This is a genomic window from Microcoleus sp. FACHB-68, assembly GCF_014695715.1.
Taxonomy (GTDB): Bacteria; Cyanobacteriota; Cyanobacteriia; order Cyanobacteriales; family Oscillatoriaceae; genus FACHB-68.
On sequence record NZ_JACJOT010000008.1, the window covers coordinates 444862 to 471130 of the forward strand.

The window sequence follows — 26269 nt, forward strand, 5'->3', positions numbered from 1 at the left end:
GATGCAGATCAACTGAGCTTAGTAGGTTTCTACGTGCCAGCGGTCTTCCTTCTTCATCTGCTTCTGGTAATCCGTCCAATTAACACCATGCTTGCCGGCAGCCGCAGACATCCCCTCATCAATGCCGCCTTCCATACCCTTCAAACCGCAAATATAAACATGGGTATTTGGCTTCTGAACCAACTCCCACAATTCATCTGCGTTTTCTTGAATCCGGTTTTGGATATACATTTTGCCGCCTTGAGCATTCTTCTGTTCGCGGCTAATGGCACGGGTCAAGCGGAAATTATCTGGGTACTTGTTCTCCAACTCCTCCAACTCATCCTTATATAAGAGATTGGGAGTGTAGGCAACACCAAAGAACAGCCAAGCCAAACCGTTGAACTTGTAGTCTTCGTGCTGTTCCTTAAACATCCGCCACAGGTAAGCGCGGAAGGGTGCAATGCCGGTGCCGGTGGCCATCATAATTATGGTGGCGTTCGGGTCTTCTGGCAACAGCATTTCCTTACCGACAGGGCCGGTGATTTTCACCTCATCCCCGACATTGAGATTGCAGAGGTAGGTCGAGCAAACACCTTCAACTTTTTCGCCGGTTTCTGGATGCTTGTACACCAACTGCCGGACACACAGCGAGATAGTCTTGTCATCAACATCGTCCCCGTGGCGAGTTGAAGCAATGGAGTACAGTCTCAGCTTGTGAGGTTTGCCGTTTTTATCGGTGCCGGCTGGAATCATCCCGATACTCTGACCTTCGAGATAGCGCAAATCCCCGCCAGAAATGTCGAATTTCAGGTGACGGACGGTGCCTTCTCCACCCTCGCGCACTAACTCTTCATTAGACAGACATTTTCCAACATAAGGATTGTTGGGCCGATAAATATTAACCGGAATGTCAGTTTTATGCTTGGCTTGAGTCATAGGCTTGCTTTTTTCTTCTGACTTTGTAGCCTGCGAGCCATCCATAGGCTTGCTTTCTGTTTCTGACTTTGGAGCCTGCGAGCCATTGGCTTGCGTGCTTTGGCCATTCGCTTCGCTGTCAGCACTCAAGGGCCGGATGCTGACAATCTGGCCACCCATGCGAGTGATCCGTCGCATTTCCTGATTCATGCGGTTGTAGGGCACCGTGATAAACACACTGCCACTGCGACGAATGGGGGGAGCCATTTGGTCGGTTACTTCGTTCTGACTCAGACCAACCACTTCATAAACAAAGAGGCGATTACCAGACACCGTATTAGCAGGACTCCCCGCTGCGCTTGGATTGTACATTGCTTAATCTTCCCTCACCTTACCGGGTAACTAACTCAAAGAATGTAACTATTGAGTCAATTTTAATTTTTTTTAAGACGCAATTAACCTTAGCATAGGTACTGAACTCAATTATTCAACTGACCCTCAGCCTTGTAGGGGTAAGCCTGTTCTGGTAAGATCGACCTCAACACTTAGTATTAAATACTCAGCTTAGGGAAGCTAGAGCCTTCACGAACCGGCAGACATTAGACTGCTGTGTGAAACGTGTTGACTCTGTCTTTGCAGTCGATTGAGAAAAGCGATAGCTTATGCGTCAGCCGAATCGCGTAGCATCTGTTAGAGATCGCTACACTCCAGAACACCGGGGTCTCCTCTGGGCTGCGGAGTGAATTTGCTTAGGACTCAGTTAGGAAACAATCTTTATCGATAGAGGGAATCTATGACCAGTAAGCCGGATCGCGTGGTTTTAATTGGCGTCGCCGGAGACTCCGGATGCGGTAAGTCCACATTTTTGCGCCGCTTGACAGATTTGTTCGGGGAAGATTTTGTCACCGTAATCTGTTTAGACGACTACCACAGCTTAGATCGCAAACAGCGTAAAGAAACTGGAATTACGGCGCTTAACCCTAAGGCTAACAACTTTGACCTGATGTATGAGCAAATCAAAGCGCTCAAGAACGGTCAAGCAATCGACAAGCCTATCTACAATCACGAAACCGGCATGATTGACCCACCCGAACGGGTTGATCCCAATCACATCATTGTGGTAGAAGGGCTTCACCCCCTGTATGACGAACGGGTGCGATCACTGCTGGACTTCAGCGTTTACCTCGACATCAGCGATGATGTCAAAATTGCTTGGAAAATTCAGCGAGATATGGCAGAGCGTGGTCATCGTTATGAAGATGTCATTGCTGCCATCAACGCCCGCCGGCCAGACTTTAGTGCCTACATCGAACCGCAAAAAGAATTTGCGGATGTCGTGATCCAAGTGTTGCCGACAGAATTAATCAAAGAGGACAAAGAACGCAAGGTGCTGCGAGTCCGCTTACTCCAGCGCTTTGGCGTAGAAGGCTTTGAGCCGGCATACCTGTTTGATGAAGGCTCAACCATTAACTGGACTCCTTGTGGCCGAAAACTCACCTGCTCTTATCCTGGTATCAGGATGTTCTATGGCCCCGATACCTACTATGGCCACGAAGTCTCCGTACTAGAAGTAGACGGTCAATTCGACAATCTCGAAGAGGTGATCTATATTGAAGGCCACCTCAGCAATACCGCTACTAAATACTACGGGGAGCTGACTCATCTACTGCTTCAACACAAAGAATATCCCGGTTCTAACAATGGCACCGGCTTGTTCCAAGTGCTAACCGGCCTGAAAATGCGGGCAACCTACGAGCGCTTAACAGCCGGTGAAGCCAAGATGACTGCGAAAGTTTAGTGCCCATTACTCTGTTGTGAGTGCTGAGTGTGGAGTTCTGAGTTCTGAGTTAAGTGTTTGACTGAGCACCAAAAACTCCACACTCTAAATTAGTTATTCGTGCCCACTGCTGAGTGTGGATCTCACAGTGAAGTTTTTGACTGAGCACCAAAAACTCCACACTCTAAGTTAGTGGATGGCAATAAAAAATAAAACTTAAAAAAACTTAGTAAATCTTGAGCCGGATCTCGGAATTTCGCCTACCCTCGAAGTAGAGACGCTCTTGAGAAACGCAAAAGCTGGCGTTTCTAAGGCGTTGAGGTGTTCTCGTCAATTCCGAGATTTTCTATGCAAGTTTCTCCAGACACAGCGCACGCCAATCACAAAGGCAATGCGGGGAAAATGGCCGCCGCCCAAGAAATGATTACCTTGGATGTCGCCGGCATGAAATGTGCTGGCTGCGTGACGGTTGTAGAACGGCAGCTGATCCAGCATCCGGGCGTAATTTCAGCTTGTGTGAATTTGGCCACTGAGGTGGCAAGTGTGGCCTGTGAAACCGGCATTGTAGACCCAGATGCGCTAGCAAATCAGTTGACTTTAGCCGGCTTTCCCACTCAGCCGCGCAAGGGCCAAAGTGAATCAGCCACCAACCTTGAAAGAACCGGCCCAATTTCCCCCGCTGAGCGACGCCGGCAGTCCTTCCAGCAGCAATTATGGCGCGTTGCCTTTGCCGGCATTCTGATCCTGCTGTCCGGAATTGGCCATCTAGGACAAATGGGTTGGGCAGACCTTCCCTTCCTCAGCACGATTTGGTTCCACTGGGGATTAGCGACCGTCGCCCTCCTAGGGCCAGGAAGATCAATTTTTATAGATGGCTGGCGGGGGTTGCGGCGCAATGCTCCCAATATGAATACCCTCGTCGGATTAGGAGCGATGAGCGCTTACCTGGCTAGCTGTGTGGCCCTCCTATTCCCTCAACTGGGATGGGAGTGTTTTTTCGATGAGCCGGTGATGCTGCTAGGCTTCATCCTACTAGGGCGGACGCTGGAGCAGCTAGCCAGACGACGTGCTGCCAATGCGCTTGAAGCTCTAATTAGCTTACAACCGGCCACCGCTCGTTTAGTTGCCGATCCAGCCAAGAACGGCAGCACCACTGAAGGCGTAGAAATTCCAGTTGCTCAAGTCCGAGTTGGGGAATGGTTGCAAGTGCTTCCAGGTGAGAAAATTCCCGTTGATGGGGAAGTGGTAGCCGGCACCACAACGGTCGATGAATCAATGCTGACCGGCGAAGCGGTGCCGGTGATTAAACAACCCGCTTCACTCGTTGCCGCCGGCACCCTGAATCAGTCAGGTGCAATCGTTGTGAGGGCGACACGCACCGGCAAGGACACCACCCTAGCTCAGATTGTCACCTTAGTCGAAGACGCCCAAACCCGTAAGGCACCCGTGCAAAAGCTAGCGGATATGGTGGCTGGTTACTTCACTTATGGCGTGATGACAATTGCCCTGCTCACCTTTATCTTCTGGTATTTTGCCGGCACCCACCTGTGGCCATTAGAAACGCTGCCCCAAGCGCAACATATTGCCTCTGTTCACCATGAAATGCCGGTCATTTCCCCTGACTCGGCGCTTAGCACTCAGGACTCAGGACTACTGCTGAGTTTGAAGTTAACCATCGCCGTGTTAGTGATTGCCTGTCCCTGTGCTTTGGGACTCGCCACCCCAACTGCTATCCTCGTCGGCACCGGCATCGGCGCGGAACGCGGACTTTTAATTCGTGGCGGCGACGTTTTAGAAAAAGTCCACCAGTTAGATACCGTCGTATTTGATAAAACCGGCACTTTAACAACAGGTCATCCTGCGCTAACTGATTGCCTGCCGATAGGCAATTATTCCAAATTTTTAATGTTAAATCCTGAATTCATTAAAAATTCAAATCTAAAACCGGAAAATTTTCTTCTCCAGCTAGCCGCCACTGTCGAAAGTGGGGCCAGCCATCCTCTCGCAGTGGCCATTGTCGAGGAAGCCCATCGGCTTGAATTGCCGTTGCTGAGCGCACAGGATTTTCACACTGAACCAGGGCTGGGGGTTCGCGCCTTAGTTAATGGCTTAATGGTAGTTTTAGGCACGGATGAGTGGCTGATACAGCAGGGAATTGCCATCACAGAGGCCGAGCGAACTCGCGTTTTGGAGTTGGCATCTGCCGGCAAAACGGTGGTTTACGTGGCGGCTGCCGGTGTTTTAGTAGGGCTAATTGCCTGTCGAGACACATTGCGCTCTGATGCTAAAGCCACCTTAGAACGCTTGCGGCAGATGGGGCTAAGCGTGATGCTGCTCACCGGCGATCGCCAAGAAGCGGCTGACGCCATTGCCCAACAACTGGGGCTGACAGCGACAGATGTGATCGCCGGGGTTCGTCCGGATGGCAAAGCCACTGCCATTGCCCGCCTACAGGCTCAGGGGCATCGGGTGGCAATGGTGGGAGACGGGATTAATGATGCACCTGCCCTGGCGCAAGCAGATGTCGGGATTGCCTTGCACTCAGGCACAGATGTGGCTGTGGAAACTGCTGGCATTGTGCTGATGCACAATCATTTGATGGATACAGTCAAATCAATTGAGCTAAGCCGGCGCACCCTTCTCACAATCCGTCAGAATTTGTTCTGGGCGTTTGCTTACAACACCCTCGGTATTCCCGTTGCAGCCGGTGCCCTGCTACCTGGCTTTGGTATTGTGCTTAGCCCTGCTGCTGCCGGTGCACTGATGGCTTTTAGCTCTATTAGCGTCGTTGGAAATTCTCTACTTTTGCGGCGGACTTTCTCCCGGTTGGATGGCTGATGCGGCTGCCGGTGCCCACACTCAGCCGTCGCACTCACCGTTCAACTTTGCTGATAATTTCAGCCCACTGGCAGATGCAGGGGGCAATCAGCTCGCTGCTGTTAGGTTGCATTTCTCTTCTCTTTAAGCACACCCGCCGAAGAGACTGAATGAAGGAAATTAACAAAATCCGGGAGAGTTGTCTTCTTTATTACTTTTCAGTATTTCAGTGACAACCCTCATAAGCTGCTGATTTTGAGTGAATGATCTCTTTAAAAAGCCAACTTATAAAATGAGTTTTTGACCGGGGATAACTCTCGTCAACTCAAGAGCATTAGCTGATGGTACTTTCGACAACGTGCCACTGACGGTTTCGTTCAATGGCTTGCTGGATCTGATTGAACATTTGCCGGCAATGGTTGTCAGCGTGCAGGGGCAGTTCTTCATTTTTAGTCACAAAGTTCATCCGAATTTCGTCGTTCTCGCCATTCGGGCGATCAATGAGGACTTCCACTTTCACTAATTTGGTATAGGAGATTTGACCGGGCACTTCGCGGGCCATTATATAATCCCCAGTGTCGTAGATAATTTCACAACTGCAGGATTCTAGAACGTCAATCAGTAATTGCCGGAGACGATCAATCGGAACTGCAACAATAAATAAACCAGTGTAGCGAGCCATAGGCAACTCCGGAGGCGCAATATTAAAACCCTCCTGATCATACCGAACCGAGAACCTCAGTTTAGAATGATACTAAGGGTAGAACACACTAGCTGCCAGCATAAGGTATCTTTAGAAATTGAACTCTAAATTCAACTATCCACTGCTCAGCTTTGGTACGCTAATAACATAGCAGCCTCAGGAGCAGACTGTTGGCGAGTTCACTAGGTCGGTTGAAATTCAGATGAACACAGCTTTGCCCAAAAATTTTCTCTGTGCGTTAGGATAGCTATAATCATCGGCTAGGCAAGGTAAGGTTATTGATCGCTCAGCAATTGGTGCATTGTGCGATTTTTTATGCGAGTACGGGTTACCCACCCAAAAACAACTTGCCAAAACCAGATATAGTACGATAAAAGATTAGAAGGTACATTGCAGACCCCCTTGAAATCTACGCACAGGGAATAAATCTGTAGTGCAAAGCATCAAAAGCATCAATAGATATTTGCAAAATTCAATCATGGTAAAAGGTTGTATGAACCAGCAGGTTATTCACCCGATGGAGAAATTTCAGCGTCAGGTGCGTTCTCTTGTGGACTCAAAGATTATCAAGCCAACAGATAGCCTCTGGAAGATTTCCCTACTCTATGGCGACGAATGGCCTTACTGGAAAAAAGAATTGCAGGAATTTGAGTTTTCCATGCAAGATCCCGTCAGCGAGTTGCTAGCGGTGGAAACTTGGGAAGAAGAAGCCTAGAGCGATTTCCGGCTCTATGGGTAATCGGGCGGCTATTACACACAAGTGGCCAACGCTTGAGTGAGTTCTCCAGCATTTTGGTAGCGATGACTCGGTTTAGGTTCTGTTACCCGCTCGATTACCGCCCGTAATTTTGGCGTGATCGTGGGCACAGTTTCCACATTAAATCGATAGTCATTGCCTTGCCGACTAAAAAACCTGTGAGGGCTTTCGCCGGTCAACAGAAAGATCAGAGTCGGGCCAATTGCATAAAGGTCTGACTGGGTGAGCGGCTGACCCCGGTTTTGCTCTGGGGCACTGTAATCTGGGGCACCGATACGAGTACCTAAAGGCGTGCCAATTTCTTTAACTGCACCAAAGTCTAAAACCACAACGCGGTTGTCTACATGGCGAACCATCAAATTTGCCGGCTTAATATCCCGGTGAATAATTGGAGGAGTTTGGCTGTGAATGTAGTCTAAAATGTCACAGGTTTGAATCATCCAGTCAACAGCTTGTGCCGGCGTCACAGGGCCGCGCTGGTAAACCCGCTTCTCTAAATCCTGACCGTGGATTAATTCCATTGCCAGGTATTTTTTATTACCTTCAACAAAAAAATCAAAAAATTGCGGAATTCCCGGATGGTTAAGTCCTTGGAGGATACGCGCTTCCCGTTCAAACAGTTCGCGGGCTTTGGCAACTTTTGCCATATCCGCATTCATCTCTTTGAGTACCAAAAGTTGAGGTTGGCGGGCAGAGTTAACTGTTTCCTGACACGCTAAATAAGTTGTGCCCATCCCGCCCTTTCCCAGAGTACGCAAGACCTGATACTGGTGGATCGTCCATTCAACTTTAATTGGTTGACCGCAGTGGATACAAAACAAGTTCCCGACTGGATTACCGGCATGAGTACAATTATTTGCAGACGTACCTGCTGCCGGTGAGGGCGTTCCTTGCTGGACTACCGTTTCGTTTTGAACTTCCAACTTCAGCCGAGGGCCGCCCGAAGCCAGCTGGATCACCGCGCCATCCGAAACTAGCCCTTGCGACATTAAAGTGCCATCAACAAACGTGCCATTTGTGCCCTTATTAACCAGTACCCACATCCCACCGGCACCTAAACGAAGTTCCAAATGCAGCCGGGAGACTAGCAGATCGTGCAGAATTACCTGATTGTCAGGAGACCGGCCAATGCGGATAACCGTCTCGTTCTCAAACTGCCACTGTTGCAGTGGGATTTGTTTTTCGGGATGTAAAAGGGTGAGAGTTAACAACGCTATAGTCCTAGACTCAATAAACTTTCTCAATCTTTTTCATATCTGAACAACTGCATCCCCTAAAGGAAGCCGGTGAGCAGATGCCAATGCTTTTGACCCATAGGAGAATGAGTGGCTTCTTACAGATGCCCTGTACCATTTTAGATTTTCAATTTTCGATTTTGAATGGGGCGTTCGCTGCTTGAAATAGCAGAAACTCAAGCGCTGTCACACTTGCCGGTATGACCTGATTTTCGACTCAGTTCATCTAATTTCTCGCTGAAAAATAGCAAATTTCCTTTAACCGCAGGGAAAAAGGGAACCCTGAAACATTAATTGCCTGTAACCAGGGGAAGAGTGAAGTGTGTTCAGTTTACCCTTCACCCTTTTTTTGAGTCACTTAAAATTCCCGCTTGCTGGGTTGAACCAGCGCCCGAATCAGGATAGCGGTGATATTGTCGTGGCCATTATGCTGATTAGCAAGATTGATCAGTTCACTGACTCCTTGTTCCAAACTAGCCTCATAACGAAGCAAGGGTTCTAGATGAGTGGATTTGTGGGTTTCCAGCAAATCATTATCCGTAAGTCCGTCTGATGCCAGGATCAGCAACGTGTCTTCGTTGAGTTCTAAGAACTGCACATCAGGATGAACGAAATCCTCGTCTCGTGGCCCTAGGGCTTGCGTGAGTTGATAAGCATCAGGGCGAGAGTAGGCAGTTTCCGGATCGATACCCCGCTTAATTTCCCGCTGACCGACTTCGTGATCAACCGTAACTTGCCTGAGTCCCTGCCGGCGGCTGAGACGGTAAAGCCGGCTATCTCCCACATGGGCAACCGCAACTTGGGTATCTTGCACTAACACCAAGACTAAGGTGGTGCCCATCCGGCCACTACCAGAACGCACTTCTTTTTGATTGACATCAAAAATAGCTTGGTTTGCCAGCAACACTGCCTCACGAATGGTCGCTTCCTTCGGGAGTTGGTCTTGCCAGTGAGTTTGAAAATACTGCCTTAGGGTTTCAACCGCTTGGGCGCTGGCAACTTCACCGCCGGCGTGTCCCCCCATCCCATCACAGAGAATATAAAGGCATCGGGCACGAACGGCGCGGCCTAAAGGGCTTTCTATCGTAGAGATATTCGTTACAATCCCGTAGCAGTCTTCATTGTGAGCGCGTTGCCGGCCTACATCAGTAGCCCCGGCACTTTGGAGATTGACCAATTGCATAGGTAAAACCACCGTAGGCATATCTTCATCATCGTCATCCGCATCCACCGGCACAGGTGCAGAAGCGGTTTCAATTTCCTCGGCGATCGCGACTAAACGACCGCGCAACTCTTCAACAGTGAGGATCACACCTTCCTTGCAATCTAGCAGCAACTGGGTTATCGATCCCAGTTGAGTACGCTGGGATTGAGAAAATAACATCTGCCACAAGTCCCCTAAATCTGACAGCGGCAAGGAAACATCAGATTTTTCACAATATAAACGTTGTAAACAGAGATTGCGATCCTCATTCACCCGGAGATTAGTCACCTCTAGCAGGCTGCGCCGGCAGTGCCAAGGTTCTAATGCTGCCCACAGTTCCGTCATTTCATACAGCCACTGCAATAACTGGAGGGGGAGAATTTCATCACGGCCCCACTCGGCTAACAGCAAAGGTAAATCTGAACGATCTTCCAGCAACACCACCGTCTGGCCGTTTTGCTGCCAAGCATCGTGAATGGCTGGCAAGTTAAGGTCAAACTGCGTCTGTAAGGCCAAATAAGGCTGAGCTGGCACGGGAATTGCTAAGTCCGCCAGGGTTGGGGTAATCGCTGGGGGTTCCGACGGCGGTCTGGATTGAACTGCCCCACCTGATCTAACGAGGGCAGCCAAAGGAGACATCTGGAAAGGCTGACAGTCTAGGACTTTTACCACCGTTTCACTGGTGCCGGCTTGGATTTGCGGGAGAGATTTTAGGAGTTTGTAGCGTTGTTGGGGATCTAAATATTCTGAGGTGAGAAGGAGAGTGCTTGCCTCTGAGTCATCTTCCGGCATTGGATCAGCGGCTTCTTGCAGTGGGTTGAGAGGGGGCACTTCTGCTGTATCAGCCCTGACGCTTTCGGGCGTAGGATGGATTGAATTCACCGGCTCAGTCACGGCTTCTGGGACAGTGGTTGCGGGGGTTGACTCGGTTGCTGGATCTGGAAACGATGAAGCAGGAAAGATTTCATTTTCCTCGATGTCGTTCACCGGCAGTTGACTTTCCCATTCATCAATACCGGCATCGGGTGTCAATGCTGGTTCTTGAGCGGTGCTGACCACGAAACTTTCAGGCGCTTGGCTTGCCGCTAGAGGGATTGTTTCAGCCCCGCTGGGGGTTGAACTCGCAATGGGTGCAGAAGTCTGTGTTGCCGCTTTAGCCGCCTCTTTTGAGATGATAGCCAACCATACCGTTCCTGCCTCAGCACCGCAATTCGGGCAGTTTTGGGCACTTAAAGCAACTTGGCTTTGACACTGGGGACAATTCTTGGAACTTAAGGAAGTGCCGCATTTTTGACAAAACTTATTCGTATTCGGGTTTTCAAACTGACATTGGGGACAGACAAGCATGGTGAGTTATGAGTTGATAGGGGCGGATTTACTGTTCAGTATCAAGGGTTCCACCGACATTTTAGTGAAACCCGCCTGTAATCAGTTTTGAGTTATGAGTGTAATTCAAAATTCACGCACGGATGAATTTGCAAGTTTTAATGCTTAAAATTCTCAAAAAATCGCCAATAACACATTGAAGACGGAAGTTTTGGGTGAGTCAGTGAGGTTCAGGAAAAAATCCCTCCCAAGTGATAGGGTCTCCTGATGTTCGCAGACAGGCCGGTTGAAGGAAACCCCAAACTGGTTTTGATTCAGCAAGTCATTTAAAGGTTTAGGAGAAAATATCTGCCAAAAATGATAAAATCTCCCACTTTCCAGACATACCCCGATTGAATGAAAGCCCAAAACAAAGAATAAAAATCTCGCTACCCTTATTTGCCTATTTTCTGAAGATTTTAGGTTAGGGGCAGTTCTACCGTAAAGCAAGTTTGACCGGCAGCACTTCCCACCTGAATCGTGCCCCCCAAATGATCGATCAGTTTTTGCACCAGCGCTAAGCCCAAGCCGGTGCCGCCCTGTTTCCAAGGATCTGCACTCGGAACCCGATAAAACTTCTCGAAAATATGGGGCAGCTCAGATGCAGGAATTTCCGTTCCGGAATTAGTAACCTTTAACTGCATTTTTCCACTTTCCACGCCGGCACTGAGTGTGATTTGTTCGTGGGGCGGAGTATATTTGCAGGCATTATTTAACAATTCTGCCAGAATGCGCTCCAGACTGGAAGCGTCAGACATTAAAGGGGGTAAGTTCGCTGCTAAGTGAACCGCTAACCTTTGGTGCCGATTGCGAGCTCGATCTAGAAAAGGCCGCACGATTTGAGGAATCCACTCCTGAAGCTCAATCCTTCCTAATGCCAACGGCTGCACACCGGCATCAAGTCGCTGCAAATCCAGCAAATCATTAATTAAACTAATTTCTCGTTCGCACTCGTCATGCAAGATTTGGAGGTAACGAGCGGTTTTCTCATTGCAAAAATTTTCAGGGGATGGACTTACGGCTTGGTTGCCGGTTTTGAAGGCTGAAAGTTTGCAGCCTCCAGCGATCTCCAACATCTGAATTGCCATTTTCATGTTAGACATGGGTGTTCGCAATTCATGGGAAACTGTGCTGAGAAACTCATCTTTGAGCCGGCTAAGTTTTTGCAGTTCGTCCACCTGCGCTTGAGCCGCCTGATATAGTCGGGCTTGACGCAGGGCGATGGCGCATTGAGAAGCCACCTGCCCCGCCAAGAGAATTTCCGTGTTGCTAAACACCCGGCTGGCTTTATTTAAGACAGCCAGGTGGCCGATCGTGCCGCGATCATCAAAAATCGGACATAGCAGTTTAGCCGATAGGGGCTGGGCCAAATCGGGACAGGCGAGATCGCCCAACTCAGCGCCTTGAAACAAATGATAGCGTCCAGATTCATAGGCGGCAAAATACTGTCCATCTAAGAGCTGCTCATACACCGCCGGCGCATCTGCCATTGGCAGAATTTGCCCCAAAGCTGAACCTAAAGCCGCTTGGGTATACTCATAGCTAATACTGGCAGTGGTGCGCTCACTGTTATACAGAGCCGCACAACAGTAATCCACCTTGAGCACACTGGCAACTTCCTGTACAGCAGTTTGCAAAATCTGGTTTTCATCCAAGCTTTCGCGCACCCGTTCGGTAATTCGCTTTAGCACCTCTGCAAAGTTCAGCGACTCTTGTAATTCTCCGGTGCGCTCCTGTATTTGACCCTCAAGCTGAGTGTTAAGCAACTGCACCTGCTGGTACAGTTCTGATTGCTGGATGGCAATTCCCACCTGGATTGCTAGGGACTTGAGCAGATCAATTTCCAGCTGCTGCCACCGGCGCGGCGCACAGCAGTGATGGGCGATCAACAATCCCCATAAGTTTTCGCCCTGCAAAACCGGCACGACTAAGTTGGCTTTCACCTGAAACTGACTGAGTAAATCGATGTAACATTGTTCTAAATCTGTAGTCGCCAGATCCTCAATCGTTCGGACGCGACCTTGTTTGTAGCAATCCACATAAGTCTGGGCAAAGCAGGGGTCATAAATAACGGTTCCTAGCAGCGGTATGCACTGCTCATCAACTGACTCTACCGCGACTACCCCACTCCAGTTTGGCTCAAAGCGGTAAATCAGCACTCGGTCGGTTGCCAAAAATTGCCGCACTTCGGCAACGGTGGTGTTCAGAATTTCATCCAGGTTAAGAGATTGGCGGATGCGCGTTTGCACCTGCCCCATCAGCCGCTCTCGTTCGCTTTGATGTTGCAAAGCAACTTCAGCAGCTTTACGCTCTGTGATATCCGTAATCATCTTCAAGGAGCCAGCGTATTGCCCCGCTGCATCGAAGATGGGATTGGCGGAGATGATCGCCCACATTTCGGAGTCATCTTTGCGGCGAAGTTTAAGATCGTAGCGCTCTTCGATTCCTTGCCGGCGGTTCTCTAAATAATGCTGGGCGCTAACGCGGCTCGACTCGTCCACAAATGCCAAAAATGGCTGCCCTAACATTTCTCCATCCGTCCAGCCCAGCATTTGCGCCATCTGAGGATTGACAAAATTGGTATTTCCTTGAGCATCCAGCACCCAAACGCCTTCGGTTGTGGTTTCCACGATCCGGCGATACCGTGTTTCGCTTTCTCGCAGCGCTCGTTCGGCTTGCCGGCGGGCGAAGTAGCTGGAAATCATCTCTGCAATGACGCGCAGCACACGAAGGTCTTCACCGGACCACTGTCGGCATTTTTCTGTATCGTCAAACCCAATAAATCCGAGTAGTTCGCCGCTATCAAATTTTATCGGTACGATGAGCAGCGAGCGAACGCTTCGGGCGTGCAGAATCGCTTTTTCTGAGCCGGCAAGATCCGGTAAAGTTTCCACATCGCTAATTTCGATGGTTTGAGCGCTCACCAGCTGCTTCATAAACCAGGGAAATAAGGCGCTGTCCTGATTTTGGAAGTTGTCGATCTGCGATGGTGTCCGCTCGTCACACCACTCACAGGTATTATCCACTTTGGTGGTGTTTTCTCGAAATTGGAAAATATAGGCGCGATTGGCTACCACCGCTTTTCCTAACATTTGGAGGATTAGATTTAAATCGGTGTCGCCGGTGGAGACAAACAATCTCGATACCTGTGCCAGTGCCTCTTCGAGTCCTAAGCGATGTCGCAGTCCCTCTTCTGTTTGCTTGCTTTCTGTAATTTCAGTAAAGTAAACCGCCAGTCCATCGGCAGCCGGATAGGCGTGAACTGCAAACCAGGCACCCAGCGGCGGATAAAATTCTTCAAATTTTACGGCGACTTGTTCGCTTAAAGCTTTATGGTATTCCACATAAAAGGTTGAGCCGACTGTTTCGGGGAACTTATCCCACAACCGCTCACCGATAAGTGATTCGCCCCGTTGGTGCAGCAGCTGTTCGGCTTCCTGATTGACGTAGGTGAAGCGGAACTGGTGATCTACAGCAAAAAAGGCGTCGGTGATGCTTTCAAGGATGTTAATTGTTTGCCGGTGAGAGCGCTGCAATTCTTGTTCGGCTTGCTTTCGCTCTGTCACATCGCGAGCAACTGCATAAATAATGTGTTCTTCAAAACAAACGGTGGAATTCCACCCAAGCCACTTATAAGAGCCATCCGCGCAGCGATAGCGATTCTCAAAAGCGAGGGTATTGCTTCCACTGGCTAATTTTGCCGTTTCCGCTAAGGTTGCGGCGCGATCGTCTGGATGGACAAATTCGATAAATGGTTTGGCTTGCAGTTGTTCTTTACTCCAGCCTAAAACTTTTTCCCAGGCGGGATTTAAGCGTTTGAAGTAGCCATCGAAGCCGGCGATACACAGCATATCGAGGGAAAGGGTAAAGAAACGATCTCGCTCCTCTTCTGCTCGCTTGCGCTCGGTTATGTCCTTCTGGACGCCGACAAAGTTAACCACTTGACCGGCAGCATCCCTGACCGGCGAAATGTATAATTCATTCCAAAATAATGTGCCATCTTTACGGTAATTTTGCAGGATGGCGTGACACTCTCGTTGCTCTGCCATTGCTCGCCGCAGGGGTTCGAGGGCAGCTTGGTCTCGATTGCTTCCCTGCAAGAACCGGCAATTACGACCAATAATTTCAGCTTGTTTATAGCCGGTTATGCGTTCAAAACCAGGATTGGCATAAATAATCGGGTTCTCTGGCTGGGTGGGATCGGTGATGATGATGCCGTTACTGCTGGCGGTGATTGCCCGTTCTAGCAAGTGCCGGTGTGCCTCTGATCTATTGCGTTCGATCGCAGTGGCTAACACATTGGAGATCGCTTGCAGAAAGTAAATGTCATCTTGGGTGAAGGTGGGCGGATGGGTAGTCTCTGGCTCTAAAACTTTTAAGTGAGATTGTGAGACTTGTGACTCTATGTGAGAACCTTCGTCTTCTTGACCAAGCTTGACCTGTTTTCCCCGCTTCTGATTGCTGCCGGCAATTACGCTGATGCCGCTGACTGCGCTGTTGCCATGAAGCAGGGGGGGTGAACTGAATCGCGTTTCGGTACGCAAGGTTTCCATCGCCGGCTCGCTTGAAAGTAAAGTGCTGCCGGCATCGCCATACTCTCCGGTTTCTTCCTGGCAACCGACACCGGCTTTCAGTAGCACGGCTTTACCATCGGGTCGTAATTCTAAAATTTTGCAAGACTCTACCGCTAATATTTGGGTCACTAAGATAACTGCTTGCTCCATCAGCCTATCTAAAGGGCTGCCGGCTAGTGCTAGCTGACCTAATTGAGCGACGGCGGCTTGCTGGCGGGCGTGTACTTGTAAAGCTGTAATTAAGTCTGTCTTTTCTGCTTCTGAGCGTTTGCGCCCGGTGATGTCGCGCAGCACAACTTGAATTGCCGGTTGGTTTTCATAGGTGATGGGAATGGCGGCAACTTCTACATCTACAGTTGACCCGTCGAGGCGGATGAATTGTTCTTCCATGAGCGGTACTCCCTTAACTTCTTCGAGAATTTGCCGCATTCTGGCCTTAAAGTTCTCTTGGTCGTCTGCATGGACAAAATCTAAGAGGGATCTTCCGAGCAACTGGTTGGTATGACTTGCTCCCAGGAGTTTAGCCCCAGCAGAGTTTATACAAACAATCTTTCCGTTTTGATGAATCCAGATCGCCTCGAATGACAGCTCCAGTAGCTGCTGGTAACGATCTTCGCTTTCTCGCAGCGCCTCCTCTACGTGGCAGCGCTCGGTGATGTCAATGCCGGTACAGATTATGTAGTTAAGCTCGCCGTTTGCATTGTGCAAAGCTGTTTTAGTCCAAGCGATGCGCCGGTGAGTTCCATTTTTTGTGAGTAATACACTTGCGCTATCCCTTTGGAGAGGTTGATCTATCGGCTCGGCTCGGTACGCATCCCGTTGGGTTAAAAGTGAGAGATGTTCGGCTTTTCTATTTTCTGAGTTTTCTGCTTCAGGTACTGAGAATAATTCAGAGAAAAGCCGGCCTTGCACTTCTTCAAATTGATAACCGATTGTTGTCAAGCTCGTTTGATTGCACAGTAATATCCGTTCTTGCCGGTCAAGAACGACTACGTTTGGCTCTTTTATTCCTCCTAGCGATTCGCCGGTTGGGATGTTATCAGTATTGCCGGCAGGTAAAATTGCCCATTGGGGGATGACTTCTAACAAGCGAGAGACAAACTCAGGAACTAAGATATCGGTGCTATCGAGAAGCGTAAAAACAAATTGGCGAGCTTCTACCAGTGCTGCCTCTGCTTGCTTGCTAGCAGTTATATCTTCACAAACCAACACAATAACTGAGGGGATATTGCTCTGCGAGTTTGAGTGCGAACCGATAGGATCACTTGCTAGACGTGGCAATGAGCCAATTTCTTTGGCAAGCGCATTTTGAGTTTGATTTTTTGACAGATGCAACTCGATATTACAGTTAGCGCAAAGCTGCTCTAAGCAATCGCAGTTTTCATATAATTGCTCGTTAATGGTTAGCTTTACTGAGGTTCTAACCCATAAGATGCTGCCATCTTGCCGCATCAGCCGAAATTCCCATTCACCCTCCGCAGCTGGCATCTGCCACCAATCTGCAAAGGTTGATCGCACCTTTGCTTGGTCTTGGGAGTGAATCCGCTCAAAAAGTGAGCTACACTTTAATTCCTCAACGCTATAACCCAAAAGGGCTGCACCATTGTGATTGACCGCCAGCACCACGCCAGCTGAGTTTAAGGTGAAGTATATGGCAGGACTATTTTCGTACAGGTTGCGATACCACTCTAATTCTGCTCTCCTGCTGCCTCGTGCTTCTTCCATTTGCCGAAAATTTGCATTCTCTTGGGCCGGCTCAAACGGCGCGGCGGGCGCTTCATTTTGAGAGTGGCCGTATTTAAAAAACGGGGAGTTGGGGACCATAGGTCAACTCCTACCCTCCAATGAGTTTGTAGGTGGTTCACTTCAGGATTCCATAATTAAATAAGAAATTTACAAATTTCACACAAAATGTAACTAATTCAACAAAAATAAATAGAAATAAAGGCTTAATGCACTGCTGGCAGGGGTTTTATCCCCAAGCTGGTGAGACTGAAAGGATATCAGGCTTTTATAATTAGCTAAGGGAAACATTGACTCATTTGCCACCTAGATAGGGCAAGCCATTGCTTGTGCTTTAAAGTGATGAGTATGGTTGCCGACTTTGCAACTAAGCGGTTGCTAGGTCGGTGTGTGAAGCAAGTAGATGATAACCTGATAAATTGATAGATTAAATTTAAATTTTTTAGGATTAAAGTATGATTTTTTAGTAAAAAAAGATTGATTACTTAGCCGCCCATAGCAGCCCAAACGCTCGCGTAGTATTAACATTCGACGTAAGCAATGATTTATATTTTTTAAATAAGCTTAAATTTTGTTATTGTTTGAGTTTGATTTATATTGATTTTTATTTTTAGAATTAACTTTATATTAATTAAAATTTTTATTTTTAATTTTCGTAGTTTTAATTTTTATCTTAAAATTAATTAAACAAATAAGGTTATAAAAATTCACTGTTTAAAATTATTTAAATAAGTTTTTTCAATTTAAATTTTACACTTTTATATGCTTTAATTGGATAATTTAAATGCATTTTTTAATTAAAATTTCGGCTAAAATATTATTTTGAAAATGAGCAGCTAGGGCTATTCATCTTTTCCGAAACTTAAAAAATTATCGGCTCTGGCTAGAGTTCTGCATTTTACCATTTTGACGGTGTTAAGATTGGTTAGCGGCGTTCCCTCTACCAGAAGCATCACGATGTCTCTCACCCAAACTGGCAATTTCTATAATTGGGGTTATAACATTGCCGCGAGGGGAAAACTGCTGTATATAAATTTGCCCCCTTTAATGTGTGGATTCTCGGTAGTTTTTAGTTAATGAATGGGATCACGGATGCTGAGGTTTCGTGTTTTCCTAGCGCCTTTTCTTATAATTTTTAATATTTGGGTTAAGAGAGGGCCGGCTTGAAGTTTTGTTGAGCTGATGTAGTGCTTGCAGTTCATCAGAAGTTAAATCTCGCCACTGGCCGGGTTCTAAGTCCTGTAAGCGCAGAGGGCCAATGGCAGCCCGCACGAGTCGCAATGTCGGAAACCCTACGGCTGCTGTCATCCGCCTAACCTGACGGTTTCGACCTTCTGTAAGGGTTATTTCTAGCCATGCCGTCGGGACATTTTTACGGAAGCGAATCGGTGGATCGCGAGGCGGTAGAGAAGGTTCAACCGGCAATAACTTGACTGATGCCGGTCGGGTGCGGTAATCCTGAATTTTCACCCCTTGGCTCAGCTGTGTGAGCGCTGCAGCGTCCGGAATACGCTCTACTTGCACCCAGTAGGTGCGTGGATGGCCAAACTGAGGCTCAAGCAGCCGGTGTTGCAATTGCCCGTCATTAGTCAGTAACAGCAATCCTTCGCTGTCAAGATCCAGACGACCTGCAGGATAAACCGAAGGCACCGGCACGTAATTTTTAAGTGTCAGCCGGTCGGTATCACAAGTTTCGGCGTCTGTGAACTGGCATAAGACACCGTAGGGTTTATAAAACAGCAAATATCGGTAGGACACGCTCAGAATTTTAGATTTAAGAGTTTGCATTGTAGCTAAAATCTAAGATTCCAAACGCAGTGGTTTATTCTTAAGAATCCTGTCCCTGAGAAATTGAAACTGGCTGACTCAGGATAGGCACTGTATTATCGTGCCATTTAGATACTGGAGCTTTATGGCTGGCGTCAGGAGAAGATAAAGCCATCAGCAGATTGAGCAAAAGTGTGAGGATAGCAGCTTGTCGCAGTTTTTCCAGCATCGCAGTCACCCCTCCATTTAAATGGCATCCCTGAAACTATCGTTGGCCGATACGAGAACGCTTTCTCCGGCTTCCTTAAGCTGACGGGGTGATATTTGGAGGGGTTCCCACCGATGCTAGCCGTTAAGCCCGTTCTGGATCTGGGGTGGCTGCTTCTTCCGGGTGAAGCTGCGGTGCGGATGTTTCGTCTGAGGGTGCCGGCAGCAGTTCTACGGGGGAGAGTGGGTCTGAGGGTGCTGCCGGTTCTGGAAGAATTTCAGATGCCGGTGGTAGCAATTCTGGAATGGCTGCCGGTTCTGGAAGAATTTCAGATGCCGGTGGTAGCAATTCTGGAGTCGCTGCCGGTTCGGGGAGAATTTCAGATGCTGGTGGTAGCAATTCTGGAGTCGCTGCCGGTTCTGGTGAGGCTACAGGCTTCTGGGCGCTGTAGTTTGGCTCGACAATACCACGAGCGGCGGTAGTAGACAGTTCACCGCGAATGAGCTTGGAAAGGGTATCTTTTCCTTTCGGTTCATAAGTAATCAGGCGCACTGTGTTGTTGAAGGCGTTTTTAACCGGGTTGCCCAGTTCATCGAGAAACTCTAGCTGCACCCAGTTCTTGCCCGGTTTGAAGCCTTTGAGATAAATTGGCTCCCAGCGATCAATAACAAAGCTTTCGCCGTCGATGGTGACGCGAATTCGCCAGTCTGCAATCTCATCTTCTGAGTTTTGTTGGGCAACAAGATGAAGTGGAGCATTGGTGAGGTAGAAGTCCAGCATGATAGGTTCTGCCCCGTAGGTGCCGGTGGGCCGGCTGTAGGTTAGCAGTGGCAGGGCTGGATCGGGGTTGTTGTCTTGAGTTTTGGTGAACAGGTGAAAGGTGGTTTGGGTATAGGCACCTTCATTTTTGAAACTTTCATGCCAAGGGCGGGAGGCAAAGACTCGCAAGGTATGGGTTCCGGGGGCTAAATCCTGGAATGTTAGCGGCTCATTGAGGTCATAAACTGCGATATAGGGTTGATTGTCTAGGATGACGTGCAAATGCGGCCCTAGCCCTAAGTCTGGGTTTTTGAAGATGGGCAGATCCTGCACCTGGAAGCGCACGTTAACAGTTGTGTCTTGCAACACTTCATCTGGCTGGGGGCTTAAAATCGCCACTTGAGGTCGGTAGATTTTTAAGCTGTCACGCAGTTCTTGAATGACTGCCGGTGGGGAAACTTCCGAGATGTTCTGCGCCAACTGGGTGGGCGCAGTTTTAGCGCCCAATTCTTTTGGCTGCTCGATTCGAGCGCTACAGCTCATTAAATTTAATACCAAAGCGGCTGCCATTAGTGACGTTAGTAGCACTTTTGCAGCAGTTCCTCGCCAGTTCATGCCTAACACGCAAGCTAACTCCTAAGCGATCAATTCAGTTATTTAATGACTACCATAGAAGATTTTACTGACGCTCTCCGCCGTTCCCTTACGGGATAGCGGTAAATTCTCCAGAGATTTTCACTCTTGAAGGTTGCGTCAAAGTTCTCCAGCTCACTCTACATGAATTCTGGACTGTGGCTGGTTTTTGTCTAGATGCTAGCAGCATGATTTGTATCACCGGCATCCGTCACTTGGTTTGTGTTTGAGGCAAACTTCTTTTCATCGCGTTGCCGGTGAGTGCATGATCTTTCCCGCGAAGAGGTTTAGAAAGTTCGAGCGCTCATCGTTGGACTGTCGGCCCATTTGCCTGGAAGTTGAAATTATAAACTTCCAGTCTCTATGTCTCTATCGAGTCTCTATATAGAGTTTTCTAATGGTTGCAGGGTTACCTGATCATCTTGTGGGACAGATACTTTCACTCGACAATTTTGTTTTGTTAAGTCAGCCACATCGGACCATTGAGCTAGGGGCCGGCAATTATAGCGGAAACATCAATCAAAGTATACACCTAGGGAGCGGGCTTGTTCTTCCAAGCTGGGTTAGCTGGGGTAATAGGACTATTGATTTTGCGGAGGTGCTAGCTCGAAAAGCTTAACTGACAAGGGTTTTGGCTTTTTATAAAATGTGCTACCTCTGTAGAGAGCGCAAATACTTAAGTACAAAAACTTATTTAGTTTGAGGGGGGTTAACTGAACAAAATGTTTAGTTTTGTGAACTTGCTGTAAACCCCCTTGACTTTTTTCAAGGACTTAGGAGTTGCAACTCAAGGTACACAAACACTTTGCCTTTTTGAATTATTGTTAAGCACTCTGAAACACAGTCGGCTACAAGACCTATAATTCACCAACAGTACCCCACCAATGCGGTTTCAAAAACGCAGCCAGCCAAAAGCTGGTTTACTAAGGGGGTTCCCTCTCTGACGTTTGAAGGTTGCACTAAACTATAAAAAGTTCAGAAGCTCAACATGAGTTTCATAAGAGCATCGTCTTCCAAATGTCTGCCACCGACAGCTCAACAGAGAGGGAAACCGTTGCCGGTAGGTAACGCTTCTGGTGGTGTATTGCTCGTTCCCTGTCTACAGAGAGGAGAGTCTCCATGACAATCAGTCCTCCGGAGCGAGAGGCAAAAAAAGTCAAGGTTGTTGTCGATAAAGACCCAGTTCCTACATCCTTTGAGCGGTGGGGAAAACCCGGTCACTTTGATCGCACCTTGGCTAGAGGACCCAAAACCACAACCTGGATTTGGAATCTACACGCCCTCGCCCACGATTTCGACAGTCATACCAGTGACTTAGAAGACGTATCCCGCAAGATATTTAGTGCCCACTTCGGTCACTTGGCTATCATCTTTATTTGGTTAAGCGGTGCTTATTTTCACGGCGCTCGTTTCTCCAACTATGAAGCTTGGCTGACTAACCCGACCGGCATTAGGCCGAGCGCCCAAGTGGTTTGGCCAATCGTCGGTCAAGAAATTTTGAACGCTGACGTGGGAGGTGGCTTCCACGGGATTCAAATTACATCCGGCTTGTTCCAAATTTGGCGGGCTTCTGGCATCACCAACGAATTCCAGCTGTACTGCACCGCTATCGGCGGTTTGGTCATGGCTGCGCTGATGCTGTTCGCCGGTTGGTTCCACTATCACAAACGCGCTCCCAAACTGGAATGGTTCCAGAATGTGGAGTCGATGTTGAACCACCACTTAGCCGGCTTGCTGGGTCTGGGCTGCCTGTCTTGGGCCGGTCACCAGATTCACGTCGCTCTGCCAATCAACAAGCTGCTTGATGCTGGGGTTGATCCTAATCAAATTCCCCTGCCTCAAGAGTTCATCTTGAACCCTAGCTTGATGACAGAGCTATATCCCAGCGTGGATTGGGGTTTCTTCAAGGGTGTAATTCCCTTCTTTACCCTCAACTGGGGCGCATATACAGACTTCCTAACCTTCAAGGGCGGTTTAAACCCTGTCACTGGCGGTTTGTGGCTGTCGGATTCGGCGCACCATCACCTGGCACTGGCAGTGCTGTTCATTATTGCTGGCCATCAGTACCGGACTAACTGGGGCATTGGTCACAGCATTAAGGAAATCCTAGAAAACCACAAAGGCCCCTTCACTGGAGAAGGCCACAAAGGTCTCTATGAAGTCCTCACCAGCTCTTGGCACGCTCAGCTAGCCATTAACTTGGCAATGTTGGGTTCTCTGAGCATCATCGTGGCGCATCACATGTATTCGATGCCGCCCTACCCCTACATCGCAACTGACTATGCGACCCAGCTGTCCATATTCACACATCATATGTGGATTGGTGGGTTCTGTATTGTTGGGGGCGCAGCTCACGGTGCCATCTTTATGGTGCGTGACTATGACCCAGCCAAAAATGTCAATAATTTGATTGATCGGGTGATCCGTCACCGAGATGCGATCATCTCTCACCTCAACTGGGTGTGCATGTTCTTAGGCTTCCACAGCTTCGGGTTGTACGTTCATAACGACACCATGCGGGCTTTCGGTCGTCCTCAAGATATGTTCTCCGATACCGCAATTCAATTGCAGCCGGTGTTTGCCCAGTGGGTGCAAAACATCCACACCTTGGCTCCTGGCAATACCGCTCCGAACGCACTGGAACCCGCTAGCTATGCTTTCGGCGGTGGCGTGATGGCAGTTGCCGGCAAGGTCGCAATGATGCCGATTGCTCTGGGAACCGCTGATTTCATGGTGCACCATATCCATGCGTTCACCATTCACGTTACAGTTCTGATCCTGCTGAAGGGTGTGCTGTTTGCCCGTAGTTCCCGCCTGATTCCTGACAAGGCGAATTTGGGCTTCCGCTTCCCCTGTGATGGACCCGGACGGGGTGGCACCTGCCAAGTTTCTGGTTGGGACCATGTCTTCCTAGGTCTGTTCTGGATGTACAACTCCATCTCTATCGTGATTTTCCACTTTAGCTGGAAGATGCAATCAGATGTGTGGGGCACTGTTGATCCAGATGGCAGCATCTCGCACATTACCGGCGGTAATTTTGCACAGAGTGCGATCACCATTAATGGGTGGTTGCGTGACTTCCTCTGGGCACAAGCTTCTCAGGTGATTCAGTCTTACGGAACGGCACTCTCTGCATACGGCTTGCTGTTCCTAGGCGCTCACTTTGTCTGGGCATTCAGTCTAATGTTCCTGTTCAGCGGTCGCGGCTACTGGCAAGAACTGATTGAGTCGATCGTTTGGGCACACAACAAGCTCAAAGTCGCCCCAGCCATTCAACCCCGCGCTCTGAGCATCATTCACGGTCGCGCTGTAGGGGTAGCTCACTACCTCTTGGGAGGAATTGTCACGACATGGGCATTCTTCCTAGCTCGCATCATTTCTGTTGGATGAGAGCGATTGTAGATGTACGGATTTTGGATTAGGGTTCAAGCGATCCCTAATCTAAAATCCAAAATCTCAAGTCCCCGCGAGAGTTAGAAGGACCTATGGCAACAAAATTCCCAAAATTTAGCCAAGACCTGGCGCAAGACCCAACAACACGCAGGCTATGGTACGGGATAGCAACAGCCCACGACTTTGAAAGCCACGACGGCATGACAGAGGAGAATCTTTACCAAAAGATATTCGCCTCACACTTCGGTCACCTGGCAATCATCTTCCTGTGGACTTCGGGTAGCCTGTTTCACGTAGCATGGCAAGGCAACTTTCCGCAGTGGGTAAAAGACCCGCTAAACGTGAGGCCAATCGCCCACGCAATCTGGGACCCACAATTCGGCGCACCGGCAGTCGAAGCATTCACCCAAGCCGGAGCATCAAACCCAGTGAACATCGCCTATAGCGGTGTATACCACTGGTGGTACACAATCGGGATGCGGACAAACAACGACCTGTATCAAGGGGCAGTATTCCTACTGCTGCTATCAGCCGTATTCCTGTTCGCAGGGTGGCTGCACCTGCAACCAAAATACAGACCATCCCTAGCCTGGTTCAAAAACGCAGAATCGCGACTGAACCACCACCTAGCCGGATTGTTTGGCGTCTCATCCCTAGCCTGGACAGGACACCTAGTGCACGTCGCCATCCCCGAAGCACGCGGACAGCACGTCGGCTGGGACAACTTCCTAACCACCCTGCCGCACCCAGCAGGACTAGGTCCATTCTTTAGCGGGAACTGGGGCGTATACGCCCAAAACCCAGACACAGCAGGACACGTATTCGGAACCACACAAGGAGCCGGCAGCGCCATCCTGACATTCCTGGGCGGATTCCACCCGCAAACAGAATCCCTGTGGCTGACCGACATCGCCCATCACCACCTGGCGATCGCAGTGATCTTCATCATTGCCGGTCACATGTACCGCACAAACTTCGGCATCGGTCACAGCATCCGCGACATCCTCAACACCCACCGGCCCCCAGAAGGCACCCCCTTCGGCGGACGCTTGGGAGACGGACACAAAGGACTGTACGACACCTACAACGAATCGTTGCACTTCCAGTTAGGCATCCACCTAGCAGCATTAGGCGTCGTCACCTCCCTCGTCGCGCAGCACATGTACTCGCTGCCGCCCTACGCCTTCATGGCCAAAGACTTCACCACCCAAGCCTCCCTGTACACCCATCACCAGTACATCGCAGGCTTCCTGATGGTCGGAGCCTTCGCCCACGGCGCAATCTTCTGGGTCAGAGACTACGACCCAGCAGCCAACCAAAACAACGTCCTCGACCGCGTTCTGCGGCACAAAGAAGCGATCATCTCCCACCTGTCCTGGGTCTCGCTATTCCTGGGCTTCCATACCCTAGGCTTATACGTCCATAACGACGTCGTCGTCGCCTTCGGCACCCCAGAAAAGCAAATCCTGATAGAGCCGGTGTTCGCCCAATGGATTCAAGCAGCCCAAGGCAAAGCCCTCTACGGCTTCGACGTGTTGCTGTCCAACCCAGATAGCCTCGCCACCACCGCTTGGCCCAACTACGGCAACGTGTGGTTACCCGGCTGGCTAGATGCGATCAATAGCGGCACCAACTCCCTGTTCCTCACCATTGGCCCTGGAGACTTCCTCGTCCACCACGCCTTCGCCCTCGGTTTGCACACAACGACCTTGATTCTCGTCAAGGGAGCATTGGATGCCCGTGGCTCGAAGTTGATGCCGGACAAAAAAGACTTCGGATACGCCTTCCCCTGCGACGGACCCGGACGCGGCGGCACCTGCGACACCTCAGCCTGGGACTCATTCTTCCTGGCCATGTTCTGGATGCTCAACACCATTGGTTGGGTCACCTTCTACTGGCACTGGAAGCATCTAGGAATCTGGCAAGGAAACGTGGCTCAGTTTAACGAGTCATCAACGTACCTGATGGGTTGGCTGCGTGACTATCTGTGGCTGTATTCAGCCCAGACGATCAACGGTTACACCCCTTATGGGATGAATAATCTGTCGGTCTGGTCTTGGATGTTCCTGTTCGGCCACTTGGTGTGGGCGACCGGCTTTATGTTCTTGATTAGCTGGCGTGGTTATTGGCAAGAGTTGATCGAAACCCTGGTGTGGGCACATGAACGCACACCTTTGGCGAACTTGGTTCGCTGGAAGGATAAGCCCGTGGCCATGAGTATTATTCAAGGTCGTCTGGTGGGCTTGGCTCACTTCACGGTGGGTTATGTCCTCACTTATGCGGCGTTCTTGATTGCTTCGACTGCAGGTAAGTTCGGTTGATTTTCAACTCAAACTTTTAGCTTGTTGCTGATGAATCCCCTGCCCTCCGGCGGGGGGTTTTTTGTCAGAGGGACGGAAGTAGACAGTAGGATTTTCCACGATCAGCAATTGTCCCG

General features: G+C 49.3%; 14 protein-coding genes. 5 read left to right on the plus strand and 9 right to left on the minus strand.

Annotation, left to right across the window (positions count from 1 at the left end):
* Positions 1-18 precede the first annotated feature (18 nt).
* Positions 19-1269, minus strand: coding sequence for a ferredoxin--NADP reductase (petH, locus tag H6F73_RS10865; RefSeq protein WP_190758784.1), 1251 nt, complete (start codon positions 1267-1269; stop codon positions 19-21).
* Positions 1270-1690: 421 nt separating this feature from the next.
* Here petH and H6F73_RS10870 point away from each other — a divergent pair, with 421 nt between their 5' ends.
* Both H6F73_RS10870 and H6F73_RS10875 read left to right on the plus strand, forming a co-directional pair.
* Positions 1691-2695, plus strand: coding sequence for a phosphoribulokinase (locus H6F73_RS10870; RefSeq protein WP_190758785.1), 1005 nt, complete (start codon positions 1691-1693; stop codon positions 2693-2695).
* 381 nt (positions 2696-3076) lie between these two features.
* Complete coding sequence (locus H6F73_RS10875; protein WP_242072467.1) at positions 3077-5512, plus strand: heavy metal translocating P-type ATPase; 2436 nt, start codon at positions 3077-3079, stop codon at positions 5510-5512.
* Between the two features lie 313 nt (positions 5513-5825).
* On the opposite strand, the gene H6F73_RS10880 is transcribed toward H6F73_RS10875, so the two are convergent.
* Entirely contained in the window at positions 5826-6173 is a 348-nt protein-coding gene (locus tag H6F73_RS10880) for a hypothetical protein (protein ID WP_190758787.1), read from the minus strand.
* Positions 6174-6687: 514 nt separating this feature from the next.
* On the opposite strand from H6F73_RS10880, the gene H6F73_RS10885 reads away from it, so the two are divergent.
* The gene (locus H6F73_RS10885) at positions 6688-6909 is read left to right on the plus strand and encodes a DUF4327 family protein (RefSeq protein ID WP_190759608.1); all 222 of its coding nucleotides are present in this window, start codon (positions 6688-6690) and stop codon (positions 6907-6909) included.
* A 35-nt stretch (positions 6910-6944) separates the two neighbouring features.
* On the opposite strand, the gene H6F73_RS10890 is transcribed toward H6F73_RS10885, so the two are convergent.
* The 7 genes from H6F73_RS10890 to H6F73_RS26975 form a co-directional block, all read right to left on the minus strand.
* Positions 6945-8162 carry a protein kinase gene (locus H6F73_RS10890; RefSeq protein ID WP_190758788.1) on the minus strand — a complete coding sequence of 406 codons (1218 nt, stop codon included), beginning with the start codon at positions 8160-8162 and terminating at the stop codon, positions 6945-6947.
* A 382-nt stretch (positions 8163-8544) separates the two neighbouring features.
* Positions 8545-10737, minus strand: coding sequence for a serine/threonine phosphatase (locus H6F73_RS10895; RefSeq protein ID WP_190758789.1), 2193 nt, complete (start codon positions 10735-10737; stop codon positions 8545-8547).
* Positions 10738-11174: 437 nt separating this feature from the next.
* The gene (locus H6F73_RS25960; protein ID WP_199330496.1) at positions 11175-17153 is read right to left on the minus strand and encodes a PAS domain S-box protein; all 5979 of its coding nucleotides are present in this window, start codon (positions 17151-17153) and stop codon (positions 11175-11177) included.
* Positions 17154-18185: 1032 nt separating this feature from the next.
* Positions 18186-18830 carry a pseudouridine synthase gene (locus H6F73_RS10930; protein WP_347239547.1) on the minus strand — a complete coding sequence of 215 codons (645 nt, stop codon included), beginning with the start codon at positions 18828-18830 and terminating at the stop codon, positions 18186-18188.
* Between the two features lie 70 nt (positions 18831-18900).
* Complete coding sequence (locus tag H6F73_RS10935) at positions 18901-19068, minus strand: hypothetical protein (protein WP_190758791.1); 168 nt, start codon at positions 19066-19068, stop codon at positions 18901-18903.
* Between the two features lie 123 nt (positions 19069-19191).
* The gene (locus H6F73_RS10940; protein WP_242072468.1) at positions 19192-20421 is read right to left on the minus strand and encodes a hypothetical protein; all 1230 of its coding nucleotides are present in this window, start codon (positions 20419-20421) and stop codon (positions 19192-19194) included.
* A gap of 1013 nt (positions 20422-21434) precedes the next feature.
* Positions 21435-21560, minus strand: coding sequence for a hypothetical protein (locus tag H6F73_RS26975; protein ID WP_255513706.1), 126 nt, complete (start codon positions 21558-21560; stop codon positions 21435-21437).
* Between H6F73_RS26975 and psaA the strand changes: the two genes are divergently transcribed.
* Positions 21559-23829, plus strand: coding sequence for a photosystem I core protein PsaA (psaA, locus tag H6F73_RS10945; RefSeq protein ID WP_190758793.1), 2271 nt, complete (start codon positions 21559-21561; stop codon positions 23827-23829). The genes H6F73_RS26975 and psaA overlap by 2 nt on opposite strands.
* 95 nt (positions 23830-23924) lie before the next feature.
* Positions 23925-26153, plus strand: a complete 2229-nt coding sequence (gene psaB / locus H6F73_RS10950; protein WP_147683310.1) for a photosystem I core protein PsaB — start codon at positions 23925-23927, stop codon at positions 26151-26153.
* Positions 26154-26269 lie beyond the last annotated feature (116 nt).